This is a genomic window from Bacillus sp. AFS053548 (genome assembly GCF_002575105.1).
Classification (GTDB): Bacteria; Bacillota; Bacilli; order Bacillales; family Bacillaceae_G; genus Gottfriedia.
Map to the genome: position 1 here is coordinate 287,787 of NZ_NUHI01000005.1, position 23,227 is coordinate 311,013.

The window sequence follows — 23,227 nt, forward strand, 5'->3', positions numbered from 1 at the left end:
TCATATGACTGGTTCTAGTGCAGAGTCCCTGCCTTTATTGTTTTTTCAGCTTCGCTAAGGCTTCTGCAAATGGGTTATTAAATGGTTCATCATCTTGTTTGTTCTGTTGCTTTAAATATTTTTGAACATCTCGTTTTGAAACTTTACTATTTTTTTCTTTCGAACGTCGATCTTTAAAAGTAGAAAGTTTTTCTCTATGTCCACATGCACATACAAAAATTTGACCTTCTCCTTCGCCTCTTAGTTCTAACCGTTTGAAGCAATTAGGACATCTCGTGTTAGTTGACTGTGAAATGGTTTTTCGATTACCACATTCCCTGTCCTGGCAAACTAACATTTTTCCACGTTTACCGTTTACTTCTAACATAAGCTTTCCGCAGTCAGGACATTTAGTACTAGTCATGTTATCATGCTTAAACTTTTGTTCAGTTTGTTTTATTTCTTTCACAGCATCTGAAGAGAAACTAATCATTTCACTCATAAATTTAGATTTAGCTAATTTACCTTTGGAAATGGCTTGAAGCTTCTGCTCCCACTCGGCCGTTAAAGCTGGTGACTTCAAAGCTTCTGGAACAAGGTTTAATAATTGTTTGCCTTTATTTGTGATGAAAATATCTTTTCCCTTTTTTTCAATTAAAAAGCTACTGTAAAGTTTTTCAATAATATCCGCTCTTGTTGCAACTGTTCCCAATCCGCCTGTTTCGCCAATCGTCTTCTTTAAATCATTACTATTACCAGACATAAAATGAACTGGATTTTCCATTGCACTTAAAAGTGTAGCTTCATTAAAATATGCTGGTGGTTTCGTATGCCCTTTTGTTTCAATGACTTTAGCTACTTCAAGACGCTCATTCTCATTAATAATTGGTAATCGTTGATCTTCTGTACTATCAAGATCGTCTTCGTCTTTAAAGACTTCTTTCCATCCCAGTGAGATAACCCTTTTACCTTTCGCAACAAATATCTCATTATCAATTTCTGCGATAACTTTTTCTTGCTCATATACATATGGAGGTAATAGGACTGCTAAAAATCTTCTTACGATTAGATCATATATTCTAAATTCTTTTGAAGAAAGTTCACTTAATATAGGTGCCTGCTCTGTTGGTATAATCGCATGGTGATCTGAAACTTTATTATCATCTACAAAGGACTTATTTACTTTAATCGGTTGATTCGTTAACTTCATAATGATTTTTCCATAAGGTTTTATGTTACATGCTAATAACCGTTCCTTTAATGTACCAACTAAATCCGATGATAAGTATCTTGAATCAGTTCGTGGATACGTAACAACTTTATGGTGCTCATATAACTTTTGCATGATGGATAAGGTTTCTTTAGGTGAAAAGTTAAATCTTTTATTCGCTTCTCTTTGCAGCTCAGTTAAATCGTAAAGCTGTGGAGCAAAAGATTTTTTTTCCGCAGTCGAAACTTCCTTAACCTTTAGCTGTTTTCCTTTTATCGCTCCAATAATTTTTTGTAATTCATCGGACGTTTTAATTTTCTGTTCATTCGACTTACGATTTTGCCACGTAAAGGTTACATTATTTGCTAGTACTTGTAACCCGTAATAAGTTTGTTGCTTAAATTCTTTTATTTCCTTTTCATGCTCTAAAATCATCGAAAGTGTCGGAGTTTGAACCCTACCACATGAAAGTTGAGCATTATGCTTACAAGTAAGTGCTCTTGTTGCATTAATCCCCACGATCCAATCTGCCTCAGCTCTTGCTACAGCAGAAAGATATAGATTTTCATATTCCTTACCACTACGTAAATTTTCAAAGCCTTTTTTTACTGCTTGATCTGTTGCAGAAGAAATCCACAGTCTTTTGATTGGTTTATTGACCTTTGCCAATTGAAGAATCCATCTTGCAACAAGTTCACCTTCTCGCCCTGCATCTGTTGCGATAACGATATCTGAAACATCTTTTCTTAATAATTGAGTTTTTACAGCTTGAAATTGCTTGCCTGTCTTTTTAATAACAACAAGCTTTAATTTATCTGGAATCATTGGTAAATCTTCTAAATTCCATGACTTATACTTATTATCATACCCTTCAGGATCAGCCAAAGTCACAAGATGCCCTAATGCCCAGGTCACAATATACTTTTTACCCTCTAAATAACCATTACCCTTTTGATTGCACCCTAGCACTTTAGCTATATCTCTAGCAACTGAAGGCTTTTCCGCTAATACTACAGTTTTGCTCATAACATACTCCTTAGTTTATTTACAAATTTCTTATTAACTAACTTTAACATTAAGAACAGGGGAAAGGGAAGTGAACGGAATATAATCAAGAAAAACCTAAATAACAGGATTAGAGATTGAGAGTAGGTTATATAAATATAACATTAAAAAAATACATTAATTCTACAAAAATTTCTATTTTCTCTTTTATTCTACCTAATTTTACTATATTCTCTGTTCTTTCTGTTTTTTCAACAAATGTTCTTTTTTTGCTGAATATTGACGTTTTATTTTACTAAGAAAACAAAGGAATTCACTCTCCATATGGCAAATTTAGTAATTAAATTCCATATATAAGGAGAGAGAAAATGATAAATAAGATTGTATCTGTACTTTTGGGGGTATTTTTATTCCTTTTACCTACTGCTAATGCAACTTCTTTTTCTCAAGGTTTTAGTGACGGTGAGTTATCGAAATATATAGATAATCTAAATTTAAACACTACTGAAGCCACTTTTGGACAATCGATTGAAGTTGGTTTAACAACTAAAGAACATTTCGACAATGTATCTTTAACATTTAAAAATGGAACTAATTTGACAGAAGTTTTACTAAAAAATCCATCGTCATCAGATCTTTACTATTCTGGAAAAATAGGAGTTACAGCTTCTTTTACAAAAGGTACTTATCAACTTAGTTCAATTACGCTAGGTGATCAAACTCTAACTGTTTCAGACCAGAATGTTAAATTTATAATTAAAGATTTACCAACCCCAAAAATCAATCCAATTACTAATAAATCTACTTCCGTGTCAGGAGCATTTTTAGAAAAAAGCAGTGTCCAAATTCTCATCAACAATAAGCTGGTCAGCACTGTACAAACAGATGCAAAAGGCAATTTTCTATTCAATACTAAACCTCTAAAAGAATTTACTAAAATAAATGCAGTTGGTGTTTCAATTGGATTAAAAAGTAATACTGCTACATCATATGTTTCTGATATAATCGCACCTTCAATCACTTCAATACCTTCAATTACAGATCAATCTCAGAGTATATCAGGTAAGTCAGAGCCGAACGCCGATGTTTTTATTTACTTAAACAAGAAAGTACTAGCACAAGGTAAAGTTAATGCGGCAGGAAAGTTTACTATTAAAATAGCGAAGCAAAAGGCAAACAATGTTCTTCAAGTTGTTGCAGTTGATAAGAGTAAAAATCAAAGTAAACCTGTTTCAATTCGTGTATTAGATCGTACTGCACCTGCAGCACCTACAATCCAAACAGTTAAAGAAAACGCTACTGTCATTAGTGGAAAAACAGAACCAAATGCTTCCGTTAAACTGTATTTAAACGGTAAATATACAGCTAAAACGGCTGCATTAAACAATGGTAGTTATACTTTTAAGGTCAGTAAATTAAAAGTATTTACGCCTATAAAAGTACAATCAATTGACGCTGCTGGAAATCAAAGTAAGTTTTCATATACAGAGGCAAAGAGCTCTCAACCACTTTCGAATGGGCAGCTAATTATTATTAATACAAATACAAATAAACTTTCTTATTATAACAAGGGAAAACTAGTTAAAACATTTAGTGTAGCAACAGGAAAAGCTTCGAGTCCTACACCTACTGGAAAGTTTAAAATCGTAAATAAAATTAAAAATAGACCTTGGTATAAAGAAAATATTCCTGGAGGAGCTCCAAATAATCCGCTAGGTAAAAGATGGATGGGCTTAAGTGTCGGTAGCGCATACGGAATACACGGAAATGCTAATGAGAGCTCAATCGGTAAATCAGTTAGTCACGGTTGTATCCGAATGCATAACAGCGAGATTCAATGGTTATTCGATCAAATAAATGTTGGAGCTACAGTTATTATTGCAAAATCCTCTAATACAAATGGGCAAATTGCTCACGCATATGGTATTTCTATCGCATAAAAGCAAACCACTTATGGTTTGCTTTTTTTTATAGTTTAATAGACTGCTATCTTTATTTCTAATAGCATTCTTTTCATTTTTCACTGATAATATTTAGTAAAAAGGAAATAGTTAGAAAGGGGTAATTTTATTTTGAAGAAGTATTTACCTATACTTATTTTATTTTTTGGTATTCTCTATATCTTTTTTATTCCTTCAGAGCCTGTGAGCATAAAAATACTATTTAAGGTAATTCCAATGGTGTTGATTATCAGTTATGCCTTTTCACAAATTCCTTATCAATCAACTAAATATCGTGCTCTTATATTTTTAGGTCTTATTTTTTGTATGATTGGTGACGGAACGTTAATCTGGTTTGTTGCTGGTTTAAGTGCTTTTCTAATTGGGCATTTGTTTTACGCTGCTGGTTTTATATCAGGATGGAAATTTTCTATTTATCGCGTACTAGCCATCATTCCAATTGCAATTTATGCGTTTTTTCTATGCTCTAATTTAGTAAAATCTTTAAACGAAAGTGGACAGGAAAACTTAGTTATTCCGGTAATAGCCTATTCAGTAGCAATTTCTTTGATGGTATTTACAGCCATAATGACTGGAAACATATGGGCTATTTTTGGGAGCTTATTATTTATCATTTCAGATTCTATATTATCGTGGGACCTATTTGTAGAAAGTGTTAAATATGGTCATGAATTAATCATGATTACCTACTACTCGGCACAGTTTTTAATCGCTAAAAGCATTTTAAATAGAAACAGAGTTGCGTAATATTTTACTTTCAAATATAGAAAGAACTACAATATAAATATAGCCTCTTTTCGCTAAAAGTAAAAAATGAAAGCGTATTACCCAAGAAATATGAAATGTAAAAAAGGAGATTTTCATATGAAAAATGAGTTAATAAATCGTTTAATTAGTTATGCAAAGGTAGATACACAATCAAATGCAAGTAGTGAAACATGCCCTTCTACACCTGGCCAATTAACTTTGGGCCGCATGTTAGTGGAAGAGTTAAACAAAGTTGGATTAGTTGACGTAACAATGGATGACAATGGTTATGTAATGGCTACACTTCCGGCAAATTCCGACAAAGATACCCCAACAATTGGATTTTTAGCACATTTAGACACAGCGACAGACTTTACAGGAAAAAATGTTAACCCTCAGCTAGTTGAAAACTATGATGGATATGACATCGTTTTAAACGAGAGTTTAAATGTTGTATTATCTCCAAGTCATTCACCAGAGTTAACTAAATATATAGGTCATACATTAATGACAACTGATGGAACAACATTACTTGGTGCAGATAATAAGGCTGGAATCGCTGAAATTATGACTGCGATGGAGTATTTAGTTCAACATCCGGAAATCAAACACGGCAAAATAAGAGTCGCATTCACACCAGATGAAGAGATTGGTAGAGGCCCTCATAAATTTGATGTAAAAGCATTTGATGCTAAATATGCTTACACAATGGACGGTGGTCCACTAGGGGAGCTTCAATACGAGAGCTTTAATGCTGCAGGTGCAATGATTACGGTAAAAGGTAAAAATGTGCACCCAGGTACTGCTAAAGGTAAAATGATAAGTTCTATGAAAATTGCCATGGAAATAAATAATTTATTACCTGTTGAAGAAGCGCCAGAATCAACTGAAGGTTATGAAGGCTTTTATCATCTAGTATCAATTGAAGGTGATGTAGAGCTAACAAAAATGCACTACATAATTAGAGATCATGATAAAACAAAATTTGCTAACCGAAAAGAGACATTGTCGAATATTGTAAATCAATTAAAAGAAACACATGGTGAAAACAACATAATTTTAGAATTAAAAGACCAGTACTATAATATGGGTGAGAAAATCTTACCTGTTAAAGAGGTTGTTGATATTGCCCACGAAGCAATGACAAACCTAGAAATCACACCAATTGTAGAACCAATTCGTGGTGGTACAGATGGTTCACAGCTTTCATATATGGGGCTACCTACTCCAAATATTTTTACAGGTGGAGAAAACTACCACGGTAAATTTGAATACATCTCAATCGACAATATGATTAAAGCAACGAATGTTATGATTGAAGTTATCAAATTATATGAACAAAAAGCAACTTCAAAGTAAAAAAGTAGGACTGACAGATCTGTCAGTCCATTTTTTTACTTAATTTTACGAATAAATACGACCTTTAAATAGTTACCTTCTTTAAACTGTTTAATCGTTTTAAAATCATTAGGTAGACTGAATTCTTCCATTAATTTATATTGACCGCCTAATTCTTTAAAGGCTGTGTCAATAAACCCTTTAAATTTATTCATTCCAAAAGTACTACAATTCGTCGAAGCAACAATTACACCATCATTTTCTGTAATCGTAATCGCTTCTTTCAACAGGTTCTTATAGTCCTTTTCGGCACTAAAGGTATGTTTTTTAGATCTTGCAAAGCTTGGTGGATCTAAAATAACCATATCAAATAAAAGGTTCTTTTTTACTGCATATTTAAAGTAATGAAATACATCCTCAACGACTATGCTTTCGGTAGCAGGATCGATCCCATTAATTTTAAATTGTTCTTTTGTTTTATCTAAGCTCCGATTAGCTAAGTCAACACTAGTAGTCTTACTAGCCCCTCCTACTGCCGCAAAGACAGAGAATGCGCCTGTATATGAGAAAGTATTTAAAACTGTTTTCTCGTAAGCATATTTATCTCGAATTAGCTTTCTAACTTCGCGTTGATCCAAAAATACGCCTACCATTGCTCCATCATTTAAATATATAGCAAAATTAACTCCATTTTCCTTTACGATAATAGGAAATTGACCTCTTTCCCCCATCACAAAGTCATCTTCTTCAATATACTGACCTTTTGTATCGAAGCGCTTCTTCTGATAAATCCCTTTGAATTCGACAATATTCTTTAATGCTTGAATAACCCAATCTTTGAATTGATAGATTCCTTCGCTATACCAACTAATTAAATAATATCCGTCAAAAAAATCAATCGTTAATCCACCAATCCCATCGCCTTCTCCATTAAATACTCTAAATGCTGTCGTATCAGAGCTATTATAAAATTGTTTGCGGTCTTCGATTGCTTGTTTAATTTTATCTTCAAAGAACCTAGGACTAATCTTTTCATGCTCTTTTAGGCTAAGAATCCAACCTAAACCCTTATTTTGCTTTCCATAGTAACCCTTTCCAATAAAACCATTACGTTCATCTACTAGATTAATTATTGTTCCTTCATTAATAAAATCTTTACTATTCACGATCGATTCTTTTGAAATTAGTGGATACCCATTTTTATAATCTTTTACAAACTTTTGTTTAATTTTTAGATTCATTTCTTTATCCATAAGCCCATCCATTCATTCTCTTTTTTACTCATTATTTCCATAATCAATTATTATAGTGTGACCTGTTAGAGAAAACTGCAGATTTTGATCTTTTTCTATGAAATAATCGCTAAATCCATTTTGCACACAACGCGCTATCAAGTCTTTTATTATAACATGACAAATAAGCAAATTACTTAATCTCTCTTTTTCTAAGCAAGAATGATAGTAGGTTTTAAATTTGATGCATAAAATATTCTCTTTCATTTAAAGTCTTTAAGTTAAAGAAGTAAAGTTGCATGCTTTAGTTTGATAAGTGAAAAAATCACAATGGTCAAGATCCCCTAAATGTAAAAAACTGATTTAATTCTTTTGGAAATAGCTCTTTTTTTATACATGAACCAGTTTTTTTCATATTTCTTGCACAATTAAATGGAACCAACTACGTAAGAGCTTTTTACCCTTAAAAAACACCCCTTAGATTCGATATTTCCAAAACACAGGGTTTTTTCTACATCAATTTTAAGGGGTACAAGTCTAAATTAAATAAGGTTTTAAATTCATTCATTAACCTGTTTTATTCTTCTAGCAAAATCAACAAATTTGAACTTATCAGGCCTATGTCTAGATTGACCGTACTGTAATAGAGAACCATCGTCTAAGTATACGAATGTATTTACAACTACTACCATATCATAGCCATCTAAATCTAAATATTTTTGGTCATCTTCTGTACAAGCTTGTACGACAATTTCTTTTTTCGCAAAGCCAATATTTAAATGTAGAGTATTTTCTATATAGTCAAAAATTGAACCTTCGCAGATTGACCTTGAAAGTTTTTCGACATAAGCACTATTGTAGTACTCTTTGTCTAAAATTATTTTTTTGCCGTCGATTTTTCTAGCTCTAACTACTTTCCAAATCGCGGTTTGGTCATCTATTTCTAGTTGTTCTCCTATAAATTTACTAGGCCACTTCTTTTCAAGAATTTCTACAATCGTTTCTGCTTCTCTACCGATTTGATTTGATAATTCTTTAAAACTAATTAAACCTGTTACTGGGAAATTTAATTTTGCAGTGTCTAAAATAAACGAACCTTTACCTTTGACTTTATTTATATAACCGTTTTGTTCAAGCATTTGTAAGGATTTTCTAATTGTATCTCTAGAAACATCAAATTGCTCCATTAATGACTTTTCAGAAGGTATTTTACTACCAACAGTAAAAGCCCCTTTTTCAATCTGTTCAATTAACTTATGATAGATCGAAATATACTTTGCGTTCATTTTCATCACCTAGAAAAATTTTATTATATTCTCACATTTTTCTCAAGAAGGTAACAAATAGACTCATATGGGCGTAACGTAAATTCGGTTAAATCCTGACTAGAATCATTATAATTTGAAATTAATATCTGCCTGTTATACTCCCCAATAGCAATATCTTCTGGTAATTTAAAAAGTGTATCTTCGCCATAAAAATTATTAACGACTAACAACATTCGATTACCAAGCTTACGAGTGTATGCAAAAATTTGTTCATGATTTAGTAATAAAGAATCATACGTACCTGTCGAAATAATATCGAATTCTTTTCTTAAATTAATTAGTTTTTTATAATGATAAAACACTGAATCTTCATCAACTAGAGACTTTTCGACATTTATTTGTTCGTAATCTTTTCCTGTTGAAATCCAAGGTGTTCCGGTTGTGAATCCTGCATGTATTGAATCATTCCATTGCATAGGCGTACGAGAATTATCCCTTGATTTGCTTTTTAAAATGGCTAATATTTCTCTTTCGGGAACCCCATTTTCTTTTAATATTTTATAATAATTTAAGCTTTCTACATCTCGATAGTCTTCAATTGCGTCAAATTTAGGATTAGGCATTCCAATTTCTTCACCTTGGTAAATATATGGAGTTCCCCTTAATAGATGCATTGAAGTAGCAAGCATTTTGGCTGATTCTTTATGATACTTTTGATCGTTTCCAATTCGCGAAACAATACGCGGTTGGTCATGGTTACACCAAAATAAGGCGTTCCATCCATTTCCTGATTGCATACCTTTTTGCCACTGATCCAGAATTGACTTAAGTGACATAAAATCAAAATCCATTAATGACCATTTTTGCCCATCTTTATAGTCAATTTTTAAATGATGGAAGCTAAAAACCATCGATAACTCATTCTCAGACGGATTTGAGTATCGAATACAATGGTCAATTGAGGTTGAAGACATTTCACCGACAGTAATGATTTCTTCGTTCTTACCAAACGTCTCATTATTTAATTTCTTTAAATACTCATGAATTCGAGGTCCGTCTGTATAGTATTTTCTGCCGTCACCTGTTTCGTCATCAACCATAACTTCTGGTTTAGAAATCAGATTAATTACATCCAAACGAAATCCTTTTACTCCTTTATCAATCCAGAAATTAACGATATCGAATATTTCGTTTTGTACCTCATCATTTTCCCAGTTTAAATCTGGTTGGGTTTTATCAAAGAGATGCAGATAATATTCATTTGAATTCTCAACTTTTTCCCAAGTTGAACCACCAAATTTGGAGAGCCAATTCGTTGGCTCTTTTCCGTCCTTTTCTTCTCTAAAAATATAATAATTTTTATATTTTTCAGCTCCATCCAGGGCTTTCTTAAACCACTCATGTTCTGATGAAGTATGATTAAATACCATATCCAGCATTATTTCTATATCACAACGTTTCGCAGCCTTTACTAATTCATCAAAATCTTCCATTGTTCCGTATGCTGGATCAATCATTCGATAGTCCGCGACATCATAACCATTATCATTTTGAGGAGATACATAAAATGGAGTAAGCCAAATGTAGTCAACACCTAATTCTTTTAAATAATCAAGCTTTTTTGTAACTCCTCTTAAGTCTCCAAAACCATCTCCATTCGAATCATAAAAAGACTTAGGATAAATTTGGTATACGACACTGTTCTTAAAATCCTTCATTTTGATATTCTCCTTGATTTCTAAATAAATTCGAAAGGAAGGAAAATAGATTTCCTTCCCCTTAAATAATTATGAGTTTTTCACTAGCAGTTTTTTCTTGTTAAAGATAATCGTTAAAATGAATGGGACAACGACTGCAACTAGCATAGCGATTGAAAACATTCCAATATGTTTAGGCTGAATAGATAAAATTGCTGGAAGGCCTCCAACACCAATTGAATTCGCCATTACACCTGAACCAACTGAAACAATTGCAGCTATACCCGAGCCAATCATGGCAGCTAAGAATGGATAAGCATATTTTAAGTTAATACCAAACATTGCTGGCTCTGTTACTCCTAAGAAACAAGAGATAGCAGCAGGTATTGATACTTGCTTTTCTTCTTCATTCTTTCTATTCAAATAAATGATTGCTAAAACAGCTGAACCTTGTGCGATATTTGATAAAGCGATCATCGGCCACAGATTTGTTCCGTTAAGTTGACTCATTAGTTGAAGATCGATTGCATTAGTCATATGATGCAATCCTGTAATAACTAGTGGTGCATAGAAGAATCCAAAAACTAAGGCAAATAGCCATCCAAATGAAGAGGTTAATCCTGAATATACTAAATGTGAGATAGCTGAACCGATTTTCCAACCAATCGGACCTAATACTACATGTGCAATTAACACTGTTGGTACTAGTGCAAAGAACGGTACCACAATCATTGAAATTGCACTTGGAACGATTTTCCGAATATTTGTCTCTAAAATCGCTAAAGTGAAACCGGCTAAAATAGCTGGAATAACTTGCGCTTGATAACCAATCATATCGATTTTAGCAAAACCAAAGTCCCAAACTGGTGGTACTGCCCCACCTGCTACTGCGTATGCATTTAGTAGTTGTGGTGAAACAAGTGTAATACCTAAAACAATCCCCAGAATTTGAGTCGTACCCATTTTCTTTGTAATTGACCATGTAATACCAACTGGTAAGAAATGAAAAATGGCTTCACCGATCAACCATAAAAAAGAATGTGTTCCCGCCCAAAATTGAGAGGTTTCAACAAGCGTTTTAGTACCATGATCTAGTAATTTAATATCACCAATTATGTTACGGAATCCTAAGATTAGACCCCCAACAACAATGGCTGGAATTAATGGTGAAAAGATTTCCGCTAGGTGAGCAAGTAGTCTTTGAATCCATGTCATATTTTGCCTTGCAGCTATTTTAGCTTCATCTTTTGAAGTTTCCTCTACCCCAGCTAATTTTACAAATTCATTATAAAAAATAGATACTTCATTACCGATAATTACTTGAAATTGCCCTGCTTGCGTAAAAGTACCTTTAACTATTTTAATTTCTTGAATCATTTTTTCATCAGCTTTTTTAACGTCTTTCAGCACAAAACGCATTCGCGTTGCACAATGAGTTACGGTAGCGATGTTTTCTTTACCACCAATGTACTGAAGTAATTGTTTTGCTTCATCACTAAATCGGCTCATGATATCCCCTCCTCGAGCAATCTATTATTTATTTTATAATTTTTAAGTTCATCCTGTACGTACAAGATTAGTATATTCTTGTACGTACAGGATTGCAAGCGTTTTTTGTAAACGTTATCACTTCTTATTAATTTCCATGGAAATCGTTAATCAATTTACAAATAAATTCTTTTATCACCATTTATTGAAACAAAACAATTCATAAAAAAACCGTTAACCTCTATCTGTTCCCAGGTAGAGCATTAACGGTTTTTAGTTTTTATTACATAGTTTCCTCTGTAAATTGATCAAATACGATGCATCCAGCTCCTTGTGCAACGATATTATACGCTGTCGATGATTTAATGATTTGAACAGGGCTGTTTGGATAACTTTTCAATCTTCCTTGTGCTGTTTCGCATGCTACATCAAAGAATAATGGCTTTGGAACTAATGTACCTCCACAAATGACAATATCAGGGCGTACAATATAAATAAGATTAGTCAGTCCAATTCCAAAGTAATTAGCCGCCTCTTTTATGACCTCTAAACAAAGTGGGTCTTCCTTTTCTAAAGCTTCTAGAATTTGATGATAGCTAATATTTTCGACATCGTTTAATTCCCTCATCAAAGAAGTAATCTCACCGCGCTTAACACGTTTGATTACCTCTTCTCGAATTGCAGGTAAACTACTGTATGCTTGTAGACAACCATATGAACCACATGAACAAAGCTTTCCATGAATATCAACGATCATATGTCCAAAAGCATCGTCCATCTCGTTCTTATTGCTTATTAATTTACCTTGTTGAATAATTCCACAACGTATTCCCATGTCACTCGAAACGAAAACAATATTTTCGTTTTCTTTACTGAAATTTAGTCTGTACTCTGCTAAGGCAGCTAAATTTGTACCGTTATTTAGTAACACCGGGCACTGATTAGCTTCTTCTAAGTGCTTAACAATATTTAAATCATCCCATCCATCTGCTAAAAATGATCCCGATTTAATCATTACACCTTTTTCTTGATCAATTGGTTCTAACACTCCAATACCAATTCCTAATAATTGTTCTCTATTAATATTATTTTGATCTAATAATTCACTTACACTTTTGGTTACAAAATTTAAAGTATATTCTCCAGTACTTACATTGCTCATTTTTAATTTTTTTGAATCGATAATTGTTAGATTTAGATCAAGCAGTAGTACTGTTGTAAATAAATTCGTGATTTCGACACCGATTAAGTAGAATGCAGTTGGGTTAATCACATACATTGCTGGTCTCCTTCCACCACTAGAAACCCCTAAACCACTGTCATATATAAGCCCTTCCTGTACTAATTCATCTAATAACCGTACACATGTAGTATGTTTATATCCTGTCATTTCAGTTAATGAACTAACTTTAATTGGCCCTAATTTTCGTATTAAACTATATAAAAGCTTTAAACTTTTGATTTTAGGCGACTGATAGCCTATAAATTGCCTGATCATTGACTCCTCCAAAAATATAATCTTATTTTACATCCATTTAACTTTTTATATTTTATGAATTAAGTATAGCTATTTACACGCTATATTCACAGTGTTTTTAGTAAAAAGGAATAATCTTTTTTCCAAAATGATTTTTAGTCTGTTTACAAGTAAGGAATTTTCCTTTAGACTTATGGTGAAAGCATTAATATTTATTAGAATTCTTATTACAATCCCGATCGCTCATTTTAGGAGGAAAAATAAATGCATAAAACTGAACATATTTTAGAAACAAGAGATTTTATATTAAATAAAACAAACTACCGTCCAACGGTTGGATTAATATTAGGTTCTGGCTTAGGGACTCTTGCAGATGAAATCGAAAACTCTGTTGTAATTCCTTACAGTGAAATTCCTCATTTTGCAAAGTCTGAAGCAGTTGGACACGCAAATGAATTAGTAATCGGTGAATTAAAAGGCCAAGCTGTGGTAGCAATGAAAGGCCGTTTCCATTATTATGAAGGCTTTACTTTAGATGAAGTAACGTTCCCTGTGCGTGTAATGAAAGCACTTGGAGTAGAAAAATTAATCGTAACTAATGCTTGTGGGGCTGTTAACACTAGCTTTAATCCAGGCGATTTAATGTTAATTACTGATCATATTAATTTAGTTGGAACAAATCCTTTAATTGGACCAAATAACCCAGAACTAGGAACTCGCTTCCCTGACGTTTCTGAAGTATATAACAAAGAATTACGTAGCCTTGCATTAAATGTTGCTGCGAAACAAGATCTTAAATTACAACAAGGTGTTTATGCTTGGTGGAGTGGCCCTTCATACGAAACACCTGCTGAAATCCGTATGATCCGTACACTAGGTGCTGATTCTGTTGGGATGTCGACGGTTCCAGAAGCAATCGTAGCCGTTCACGGAAGTATGAAAGTTTTAGGTATCTCTTGCCTAACAAACATGGCTTGTGGCATCCTAGACCAACCATTAAACCACGAAGAAGTAATTGAAGTAGCAAGCATGGTTAGAACAAAATTCGTTAACTTAGTTAAGGGCATTTTAGAAGAAATGTAATTCGAAATGCGGAAGGCGTTTGATCAGCCCCGACAAGCATAAGATGAAGAACGATAAAGGTTGGTTTTTACCTTTATTGAGCTTCGGCTTATGACCTCGAGGGGCTAACGCCTGGAGCTAGACAATGCGGAAAGCGTTCGAGTGGCTCTGGAGAGAGTATTACCGGAGAAATATCTTGCTCAATTAGACAGTAACAAAATATGAAATTAGATATAAGTAAAGAGGCTCTGCCTCTTTACTTCTTTTTATTAAAACGGGGTGTTATTTTGAAAGGTATACTATATATTATTATCGGTTCTGTTTGTTATGGTGTTTTGTCTACCTTCGTAAAATTGGCGTATGGTGATGGTTTTATTGTAAATGATGTAGTTGGTATGCAAATGTTTGTTGGAGCTATATTGTTATGGTCCATCGTACTTTTTAATAAAAGTAAATCCGCTAAATCAAATAATGAACACTATTTAAAGCCTACAAAGAAGGATGTTTTATTACTTGTTGTATTAGGGTCTACCACTGGCTTAACTGGGATGTTTTATTATTTGGCTTTACAATATATTACTGCATCATTAGCAATTGTGCTGTTGTTCCAATTCACTTGGATTGGCGTTTTATTAGAATCAGTAGTCAATCGAAAACTTCCTGAAAAAAGTAAATTGCTCTCATTGATTCCTCTCGTTATCGGCACGATCTTTGCGACAAATGTTTTAACCGAGGGTATTGGATCATTGAATTGGTTAGGAGTTTTATTTGGGGCGTTGTCCGCGGTTTCGTACAGTACTTTTATATTACTTAGCGGTAGAATCGCTTTAAAAGCAAACCCAATAACAAAAACGGCATTAATGATTACAGGTGGGTTTATAATTTGTGCTATCTTCCTCCCACCTACGTTTTTCACAAATTGGCGCTTATTTGCAGAACTTTCATTAAAGTACGGGCTGATCCTTGGCTTTCTAGGTCCATTTTTCTCTACTTTAATGTTTTCAAAAGGCGTTCCTTTAACAGGTTCTGGTCTTGCCTCTATTTTAGGTGCAGCAGAATTACCGACAGCTACATTAATGTCAGCGATTGTATTAAAGGAAACGGTTGGAGCTCCACAATACTTTGGTATTATTTTAATTTTAATCGGTATCACTTTACCTGAATTCTTTAAAAGAAAGTCACTTCAATCAGTATAAAAAAATTTCTTACATTAAACTCGTAAAAATACATTATGCATCATAAATCTGCTAATACTCCGAATAATTAAATTGATATTTCAAATAATATTTCAGATTGCTCGCAAATCGCTTGCAATTAGTCTGAAAATCAATTTTTTGGATTTTTTCAATAAACAAAGATATTCACAGTAATATCTTTGTTATTTTTATGGAGGTGTTTTTATGAAAGTAAGAGACGTCATGTCGAGTAATGTTGAATGTTGTTCAAATCAAGATTCGTTACAATCAGTAGCAAGTAAAATGGAATCATTGAATGTAGGTGCAATTCCAGTTGTTGAAAATGGTCAAGTAGTAGGAATGATTACAGATCGTGACTTAGCTTTACGTGGAATTGGTCAAAATGACAACGCAAATGCTTCTCAAGTAATGTCCAATGACATTGTGACGATTGATTGTAATGCCAGTCTTCAAGAAGCGTCGAGTTTAATGGCACAGCATCAAATTAGAAGATTGCCAGTCGTAGAAAATGGCAATCTTGTTGGAATGCTTTCACTTGGAGATTTAGCTGTACAAGAACAATCAGATGAAAGTGCTGGCGAAGCATTGTCACAAATCTCTCAGAACGATATTAAATAATTAAAAATGAACAAAGGGACCGTAAACTTATTCGGTCCCTTATATATGATTTCTTATTTATTCATTTGTGAAAGAAAATCACCGAGGAGACTATCCATATCTTCCTCTTCTATATCTTCTTCAGCTGCAGAGATTTCATTTTTGCTTGCAACTTCCCAATTAAAGTTATCTAAATCATCATCACGATCGGCTTTTCTTCCAATATTACCTAATTTTGTTGCATTCCGTTCGCTTGTACGGATTTCTGTCTGAACGGGTTCCAATTCTGGCTCTAACTCATTCATTTCTTCTTGAAGATATAGAGCTTCTTCAATCGCTAGACTATTACTATTGAGCGATGTAATAAGAGAAGCAGTTCGAATTGGATTGGATAATAGTTGGTACACAATACTTCCTAATAATGCCTCAGAATGTTCATGTTTTAACCAATCTCTTTGAGCTTTATCTAGGCTTTTCGGAAGTGGAATCGCTATTGTTTGCCTTTGCTTTGATAATGAGTCATTAATTCCGCTTATTACGTACTCAGCAATCTTACTTGAAAAGTTTCGCCTTTCGCTTTGCTTAAGCTGTTGCAAATGTTTTATGATCTGATCAGGCGTATCGGAAGGGATACGAAATGTAATAGGTTGTCCCCTCGTCAATTCTTTTTCCTTCATGGAATCACCTTATTTTGCTTTAGACATTTTTTGTTCTTCTTTTTGAGTTTGTTGTGCTTCTCTTTGATTTTGATTTTGGTTTTGGTTTTGGTTTGCTTCTCTACGGGATTCTCTTATTCTTTTTATTTCAAAATCGGCAATTAGTTTATAATAAGCATTCGCCATCATCCAGATACTTTCCTTCTCATCTTCAAAGAAATCAATATTATATCCATCTAGGTTGTTATTTAGTGTCTTAAGATAATCCTTTAAGATTAGGGAACCTCCACCGATGAAATAGCATATTTCCGTTTGAGAGTTTTTCTGCCAAATATTTCTTAAATGACGATATTGTTTTTTTGCTAATTCTAATAAAATTCTGTCTACAATATCATGAACGCTTGTCCGACTACCTTTAACATAAATGTGATTTCGGTCGCTTTTCTTAGTAATAATTTCTACTACATCTCTACGGCTATCGAGTTCAACACCATGTCTAGAACGAATCTCTTCACGAATTGCTTCTAGTGATTCTGCTACTCCTAGATTAAAGCCTTGAGCTTTATCGTCATCTACCTTCCTATTTCTAATGACGGCGATATCAGTTGATAACCCACCGATGTCTTGAATAAGGATTTTTTTATCAATAAGATCTTTGTTAATTATGTTTAAATGATTATCCATAACTAGATTGATAAAAGCGGCAAATCCTTCAGGGTAAACTTTAACATCTTCAAATTTAATATTAACTTTTAATCCTTGATATCTAGGCGTTACTAAAAACTCTACTTGGTGAACTGAACCTAGTAAACGCGATCGATAACCGACATCCTTCCCTTCCTTTACTTCTCTAAGTGGAAGGCCAGTACCTAGTACGTAAGTTACCTCAATTACATTGTTGGAGTTCTTTACTACTTGTTTATTTTCTTCTCTTGCTGCATCTAATGCTAACGCTGCAAATAACATAATAAGTGTTTGATCTTCTTCAGACTTGTTACTTCCAGGATCTAATTCAGTTGCATTACTACTTTTTGTTGCTAAGTTACCTACTCGGTAAACAGTATTATTCTCTTTTAACGTAGGAGAGTGAACGCGAATATGTATTCCATCAACTGGATCTTGGTTGTCTAGTTCCTCTATTCCAATGATCGGACGATCTTCTGTATCCCTAGCAATAATATTAGGAATATTAATCTCAGCTTCCATCTTCCCAAAAATTCCTTTGAGTGAATCGTTTCCAACATCAATAGCAGCTATACGAGCATTTACCATATAAATCATCCCTTTCATTATTAATAGATTTATAGTCTTACTTGTAGTTCTACTAAAATCGTATCTAACTTTAGATAACCGGTCAATCATCATTTTTAAGTATCATATAAATGTAAACGAATTGTCATCTTGTATACAAAAACGTAAACACATTATTCGTTTACACAAATGTATACATGTTTACAAAACTGTATACATTTGTATACAAAAACGTGTACTTGTATACAAAAATGTATACAACTCTCTTTTGTCTAATTTATTTTAGGACGATTGTGTTCTACCTCTGAGAACTTTATAAAAATTAGATATTTTAAACCAATAAGATGAGCTATATTAGAGCAAATATTGAATGTACGAACACTAAGTGAACTTCTTTGATATAATAGTGGTTTTTGTTGGTAAAATTTTTTTGAACAACTTGCTGAAATTAAATTCTCAAACTAAATGCAAACATAACTGCCGGCGCCTTTTCCAGAGCCTCAAAATATTAACCTGTTTACTATGCTTGTATAGATGTGTAACTCGAGATCGAATATCAAGTGTGCTTCGTTTATTAAAAGGCAATTCTTCAAAGTTATAATTATTTTAGATGTTTATTTAAATTAAATTTTTTTATGAAGAAGTTCATGCCAACCAAGAGTACTCGAATCCTGTAGGGAATGCGGGAAAGTTGAGATTCCAGTCTTTAGTCAATGATGGGAATGATCGGTTCCCACTCCACGAAAACCCAAATCCTTTAATGAAAAGCAACTAACTTATCATTATATAGAAACAAATAATCTGTGAAATTATTCATGTCAAAAATAATGATGAATTATTGGATTAGATAACCTTTTTTCGACAGAATGTAAAGTTTACTTTTTTGTGTACAATTGTTTACAAAAATGTGTACGTGTATACAGTTAAGTCTACATTTCATTTATTCTAGAATTATTTTTAAGATGTTTGTTTCCTACCTCTGAGACTTTTAAAAAAAATTATTTTATAAAAAGTTTACAGCTATGTGGACAAGTACACTTTATCGTGTACATTTGTTTACGAAATGTATTCTTGTGTACAAACATGTGTACAACTCTATTCAAAGTATTTTTCTCTAAAAATTAAAAAACAGATAGATGGCTTCTACCTGTCAATATGTGGATAAGTCCCTTGATTAAAAATATCCACATGTGGATTACTTATTTTTATTATGATTAACTAACTCTTGAATAGGATTATTTTCGAAGATTATTATTTTTGAATCCTGTAATTTATTGTAATCCTCTTCAGACATAAGCTTTAAATTTAATATGTCCTCCTTTGTCGTAAATTTTGGATATGACCTTCTCCGTAATGATCCAAATCTTTTTAGATTATAAAATTTCCAACTTAAAAGTCCAAAATAAAAAACGATCCACAAAAGGATTGTAAATAAAATAAAAAAACGTATGTCGCGATTTGTCATTTTGAAATAGGACTTTATTATATTTATATATCGATTATTGTAATTTATTAGCGAACTAATGAAAAAAGCTATTACAATTATGCAATAGATCCAAACTACTAATGTGGTAATCGTAATCATCACTTCATTTATCCAATTTTTCTTTGAATGAACGATTACTCCAGTTTCCTGTTTCCCCTGTCTGGACTTGTCCATGTTGCATAACCACCTTTTATTCTTGATTTAATTGCTTTTGGTAATGCAAACATTACAATTATTGCGTTTAAAACCCAATAAATAACTGGATACCACGCGGCCCATAAGTAATATTTTTTTATGTTATCGTATGTGGAATCCACTCTTATCGACATCCAAAGCTGTATAAGACTCATGAAAACAAGTGAGAAAGAAGAAAAAGTCATCCATATTATTAATTCTTGTACACTGTTAGCAGTTATTAAATAGTAAATTGTCACGAATACCCAAGAAAATGACCAAATTAAACTAACCCATTGTTCAAGATAGATTGGCCAGATCCTTCTATGCCGAAAGTCCAATAATAAACGCCAATACCGCATAATTACCTCTTGACCACCCTGTGCCCAACGAATTCTTTGATTCCAAATTCCCTTTAATGTTTCTGGAACTAACATCCAGCAAAGTGCACGAGGTTCATAGCGTATATCCCAAAATCTTTCTTGTAGCTTCCAGGATACTGCGATGTCTTCTGTAATCATGTCGCGGTCCCATAATCCTACATCTACAAGTGCTTTTTTTCGAAATGCAACGACTACGCCTGATACAGTCATAATTTTACCGAGCATTCTTTGGGTTCTTTTTATGGCCCCAATAATAGAAGAATATTCTACTATTTGTAATCTACTCAGTAGCGTATCACGATTTCGAATTCTTGGATTACCCGTTACGGCACCTAATCTTTCCCCACTATGTAGAAAATGATAAATAAGATACTGTGCAGCTTTAGGCGCTAATATAGCGTCCGAATCAATACAAACTAAAAACTCCCCTTTTGATGCATGGCAAGCAATATGTAGAGCATTTGCTTTCCCCCTATTTTCTCTACAATCAATTGCCTTAACCTCGCGATGTTTATTTGCCATACTTTCTAAAATTTTAAAGGTTGAATCCTTACTGCCATCGTTTACAGCAATGATTTCTTTTAATGGATAATCTAGTTCCACTAAATATTGAATTGTTTCTTCAATTGTTTCTTCCTCGTTATAACAAGGTATTAAGATGCTAATTAATGGCCAATCAATCCCTTCAAAATTTACATCTTTTCCTTTTTCTCGGTATCGGAAAAATAGACTAGATCCGGCCACCCAAAATAAAGACATAACCAATGGATACCAAAATACAAACTCCGACAAAAGGCTTATGAATTTGTTCAATTTTAATCACCTAATTTACTAAATTCAATAATGCAACTCCCATATAAAAACTAGTATCAGCAAATACAAATAAATTAACAGTGTTTTTCTTACCCATATATGTAATTTTTTACTTTCTTACAAAAGTTTTTGTTCTTTTAACATGAAACGATTATAATGGGAATTATGATTGTACTTCTCTAGTACAATTTAATAGATAGAAAATTTAATAGAAAAATCCATAAGTTTTATTGCTTATGGTAGAGGTCGCAAACTCCCCTCTACAAAAAAATAAGGCGAAAAACAATATTTGTCGTATTGTTTTTATTTTTGTTATTCGGGATGCCCTCTTCTTTTTAAACATGTAAAGGAGAGAAGAAATATGAAAAATGAAAAAGCAATCGTTGTATTTAGCGGTGGCCAAGACAGTACTACTTGTTTATTCTGGGCTATGCAACAATTTGGTGAGGTTGAGGCTGTTACGTTTAATTACAATCAGCGCCATAAACTAGAATTAGATGTAGCTGCAGATATTTGTAAGGAATTAAATATTCCCCACCATATCCTTGATATGTCCTTGTTAAATCAGCTTGCACCAAATGCTTTAACAAGATCAGATATTGATATAACTCACGAAGAAGGCGAACTTCCTTCTACATTCGTCGATGGACGTAACTTATTATTCCTATCTTTTGCAGCAGTACTTGCTAAACAAAAAGGAGCAAAGCACATTATTACTGGCGTTTGTGAGACTGACTTTAGCGGTTACCCTGACTGCCGAGATATCTTTGTTAAATCATTAAATGTAACTCTTAATCTATCTATGGATTATCCATTTGTTATTCATACTCCACTTATGTGGATCGATAAGGCTGACACATGGAAATTAGCTGATGAATTAGGCGCATTTGAATACGTAAAAAATAAAACATTAACTTGCTATAACGGCATTATTTCTGACGGTTGTGGAGAATGTCCGGCATGTGAGCTTCGTCAGGCTGGTTTAGATCGTTACCTTCAATCGAAGGGAGCCACTAAGCATGTTTGATTTTCGTATCGTAGATAGACTTCATAAAATTGATGAGCATATAAAAAAAGAAGACTTAAAATATCACCATAAACGAGTCCTCGTTAATAAAGAATTTACCTTTGATGCTGCACATCACTTACATTGCTATGAAGGTAAATGTAAGAATTTACACGGACACACATATAAAGTTATTTTTGGAATTAGTGGTTTTGTTGATGACATCGGCTTAGTAATCGATTTTGGTGATATTAAACAGATTTGGAAGGAAAAAATTGAAATCTATTTAGATCATCGTTATTTAAATGAGATGCTACCTCCGATGAATACAACAGCCGAAAATATGGTTGTTTGGATTTATGAGCAAATGGAAAATGCACTTAAGGATCATACAAATCCTGCACAAGATATTCGAGTAGAGTTTGTTCGTTTATTTGAAACGCCTACTTGCTACGCAGAAGCTCGTAGGGAGTGGATGATCAATGAGTAAAATTCCAGTACTTGAAATATTCGGACCTACTGTACAAGGTGAAGGAATGGCAATCGGTCAAAAAACGATGTTTATTCGTACGGCGGGTTGTGATTACTCTTGTAGTTGGTGCGATTCTTCGTTCACTTGGGATGGTAGTGAAAAAGAAAATATAAAATGGATGACCGCAGAAGAAGTTTGGAAGAATTTAACCAACTTAGGCGGCGATACATTCTCTCATATTACGATTTCTGGTGGAAACCCTGCCTTACTTCCATCTTTAGGCCCTGTAGTTGAGTTTTTAAAGGAAAAGAATATGACTTTAGCTCTTGAAACCCAAGGTAGTAAGTGGCAACCATGGTTACCTTCTATTGATGAAGTTACTTTATCGCCTAAACCGCCTAGCAGTGGCATGAATACTGATTTCGATATGCTAGGAAGCATTATTCAAAATTTAGAAAATCATCCAAAGTTTTGCTTAAAAGTTGTTATTTTTGATGAAAAAGATTTAGCTTATGCGGAAACAGTTCATCAAAAATTCCCACATGTTCCATTCTTTTTACAAGTCGGAAATAGTTGGCTAAATGCGGATGATAGCACTTTATTACAATACATGTTAAATCGTTACGAATGGCTTATAGATGAAGCTATGAAATCGAAGGTATTTAAAAATGTAAAAGTTTTACCTCAATTACATGCATTTGTTTGGGGAAATAAGAGAGGAGTTTAACC

At 33.3% G+C, this 23,227-nt stretch carries 18 protein-coding genes; 9 read left to right on the forward strand and 9 right to left on the reverse strand.

Annotated features, from left to right (window positions below; translation table 11 throughout):
* Nucleotides 1–34 precede the first annotated feature (34 nt).
* The gene (locus CN946_RS03210) at nucleotides 35–2,215 is read right to left on the reverse strand and encodes a DNA topoisomerase III (protein WP_098859863.1); all 2,181 of its coding nucleotides are present in this window, start codon (nucleotides 2,213–2,215) and stop codon (nucleotides 35–37) included.
* Nucleotides 2,216–2,562: 347 nt separating this feature from the next.
* On the opposite strand from CN946_RS03210, the gene CN946_RS03215 reads away from it, so the two are divergent.
* The 3 genes from CN946_RS03215 (at nucleotide 2,563) to pepT (ending at nucleotide 6,261) form a co-directional block, all read left to right on the forward strand.
* Complete coding sequence (locus CN946_RS03215) at nucleotides 2,563–4,134, forward strand: L,D-transpeptidase (RefSeq protein WP_098859864.1); 1,572 nt, start codon at nucleotides 2,563–2,565, stop codon at nucleotides 4,132–4,134.
* A 132-nt stretch (nucleotides 4,135–4,266) separates the two neighbouring features.
* Nucleotides 4,267–4,902 (forward strand): lysoplasmalogenase, encoded by a 636-nt coding sequence (locus CN946_RS03220; protein WP_353616181.1) that lies wholly within the window; start codon nucleotides 4,267–4,269, stop codon nucleotides 4,900–4,902.
* 117 nt (nucleotides 4,903–5,019) lie between these two features.
* On the forward strand, nucleotides 5,020–6,261 hold the full coding sequence (gene pepT, locus CN946_RS03225; protein WP_098859866.1) for a peptidase T: 1,242 nt from the start codon (nucleotides 5,020–5,022) through the stop codon (nucleotides 6,259–6,261).
* A 35-nt stretch (nucleotides 6,262–6,296) separates the two neighbouring features.
* On the opposite strand, the gene CN946_RS03230 is transcribed toward pepT, so the two are convergent.
* The 5 genes from CN946_RS03230 to CN946_RS03250 form a co-directional block, all read right to left on the reverse strand.
* Nucleotides 6,297–7,493: a class I SAM-dependent rRNA methyltransferase gene (locus CN946_RS03230; protein WP_098859952.1), complete on the reverse strand. Its 1,197-nt coding sequence runs from the start codon at nucleotides 7,491–7,493 to the stop codon at nucleotides 6,297–6,299.
* Between the two features lie 539 nt (nucleotides 7,494–8,032).
* Nucleotides 8,033–8,764: a trehalose operon repressor gene (gene treR / locus CN946_RS03235; RefSeq protein ID WP_218012639.1), complete on the reverse strand. Its 732-nt coding sequence runs from the start codon at nucleotides 8,762–8,764 to the stop codon at nucleotides 8,033–8,035.
* A 17-nt stretch (nucleotides 8,765–8,781) separates the two neighbouring features.
* Nucleotides 8,782–10,458, reverse strand: a complete 1,677-nt coding sequence (treC, locus tag CN946_RS03240) for an alpha,alpha-phosphotrehalase (protein ID WP_098859868.1) — start codon at nucleotides 10,456–10,458, stop codon at nucleotides 8,782–8,784.
* 69 nt (nucleotides 10,459–10,527) lie between these two features.
* Nucleotides 10,528–11,946: a PTS system trehalose-specific EIIBC component gene (treP, locus tag CN946_RS03245; RefSeq protein WP_098859869.1), complete on the reverse strand. Its 1,419-nt coding sequence runs from the start codon at nucleotides 11,944–11,946 to the stop codon at nucleotides 10,528–10,530.
* A 262-nt stretch (nucleotides 11,947–12,208) separates the two neighbouring features.
* Nucleotides 12,209–13,423: an ROK family transcriptional regulator gene (locus CN946_RS03250; RefSeq protein ID WP_098859870.1), complete on the reverse strand. Its 1,215-nt coding sequence runs from the start codon at nucleotides 13,421–13,423 to the stop codon at nucleotides 12,209–12,211.
* Between the two features lie 243 nt (nucleotides 13,424–13,666).
* Here CN946_RS03250 and CN946_RS03255 point away from each other — a divergent pair, with 243 nt between their 5' ends.
* From CN946_RS03255 to CN946_RS03265, 3 genes are all read left to right on the forward strand, one after another.
* Nucleotides 13,667–14,485 carry a purine-nucleoside phosphorylase gene (locus tag CN946_RS03255; RefSeq protein ID WP_098859871.1) on the forward strand — a complete coding sequence of 273 codons (819 nt, stop codon included), beginning with the start codon at nucleotides 13,667–13,669 and terminating at the stop codon, nucleotides 14,483–14,485.
* 266 nt (nucleotides 14,486–14,751) lie between these two features.
* Nucleotides 14,752–15,660 carry an EamA family transporter gene (locus CN946_RS03260; protein WP_098859872.1) on the forward strand — a complete coding sequence of 303 codons (909 nt, stop codon included), beginning with the start codon at nucleotides 14,752–14,754 and terminating at the stop codon, nucleotides 15,658–15,660.
* A gap of 204 nt (nucleotides 15,661–15,864) precedes the next feature.
* Nucleotides 15,865–16,278, forward strand: a complete 414-nt coding sequence (locus CN946_RS03265) for a CBS domain-containing protein (protein ID WP_286133800.1) — start codon at nucleotides 15,865–15,867, stop codon at nucleotides 16,276–16,278.
* Between the two features lie 53 nt (nucleotides 16,279–16,331).
* On the opposite strand, the gene CN946_RS03270 is transcribed toward CN946_RS03265, so the two are convergent.
* The 3 genes from CN946_RS03270 to pgaC all read right to left on the reverse strand — a co-directional run bounded on the left by CN946_RS03270 (nucleotide 16,332) and on the right by pgaC (nucleotide 21,020).
* Nucleotides 16,332–16,934 (reverse strand): hypothetical protein, encoded by a 603-nt coding sequence (locus CN946_RS03270; RefSeq protein ID WP_098859873.1) that lies wholly within the window; start codon nucleotides 16,932–16,934, stop codon nucleotides 16,332–16,334.
* 9 nt (nucleotides 16,935–16,943) lie between these two features.
* Nucleotides 16,944–18,185 (reverse strand): ParM/StbA family protein, encoded by a 1,242-nt coding sequence (locus tag CN946_RS03275; protein WP_098859874.1) that lies wholly within the window; start codon nucleotides 18,183–18,185, stop codon nucleotides 16,944–16,946.
* A gap of 1,599 nt (nucleotides 18,186–19,784) precedes the next feature.
* Nucleotides 19,785–21,020 carry a poly-beta-1,6-N-acetyl-D-glucosamine synthase gene (gene pgaC / locus CN946_RS03285; RefSeq protein WP_098859876.1) on the reverse strand — a complete coding sequence of 412 codons (1,236 nt, stop codon included), beginning with the start codon at nucleotides 21,018–21,020 and terminating at the stop codon, nucleotides 19,785–19,787.
* A 361-nt stretch (nucleotides 21,021–21,381) separates the two neighbouring features.
* On the opposite strand from pgaC, the gene queC reads away from it, so the two are divergent.
* The 3 genes from queC to queE are packed head-to-tail and all read left to right on the forward strand — an operon-like array spanning nucleotide 21,382 to nucleotide 23,225.
* Nucleotides 21,382–22,047: a 7-cyano-7-deazaguanine synthase QueC gene (gene queC, locus CN946_RS03290; protein ID WP_098859877.1), complete on the forward strand. Its 666-nt coding sequence runs from the start codon at nucleotides 21,382–21,384 to the stop codon at nucleotides 22,045–22,047.
* Nucleotides 22,040–22,516 (forward strand): 6-carboxytetrahydropterin synthase QueD, encoded by a 477-nt coding sequence (queD, locus tag CN946_RS03295; protein WP_098859878.1) that lies wholly within the window; start codon nucleotides 22,040–22,042, stop codon nucleotides 22,514–22,516. The genes queC and queD overlap by 8 nt, the downstream gene beginning before the upstream one ends.
* The gene (gene queE / locus CN946_RS03300) at nucleotides 22,509–23,225 is read left to right on the forward strand and encodes a 7-carboxy-7-deazaguanine synthase QueE (protein WP_098859879.1); all 717 of its coding nucleotides are present in this window, start codon (nucleotides 22,509–22,511) and stop codon (nucleotides 23,223–23,225) included. The genes queD and queE overlap by 8 nt, the downstream gene beginning before the upstream one ends.
* Nucleotides 23,226–23,227: the final 2 nt, after the last annotated feature.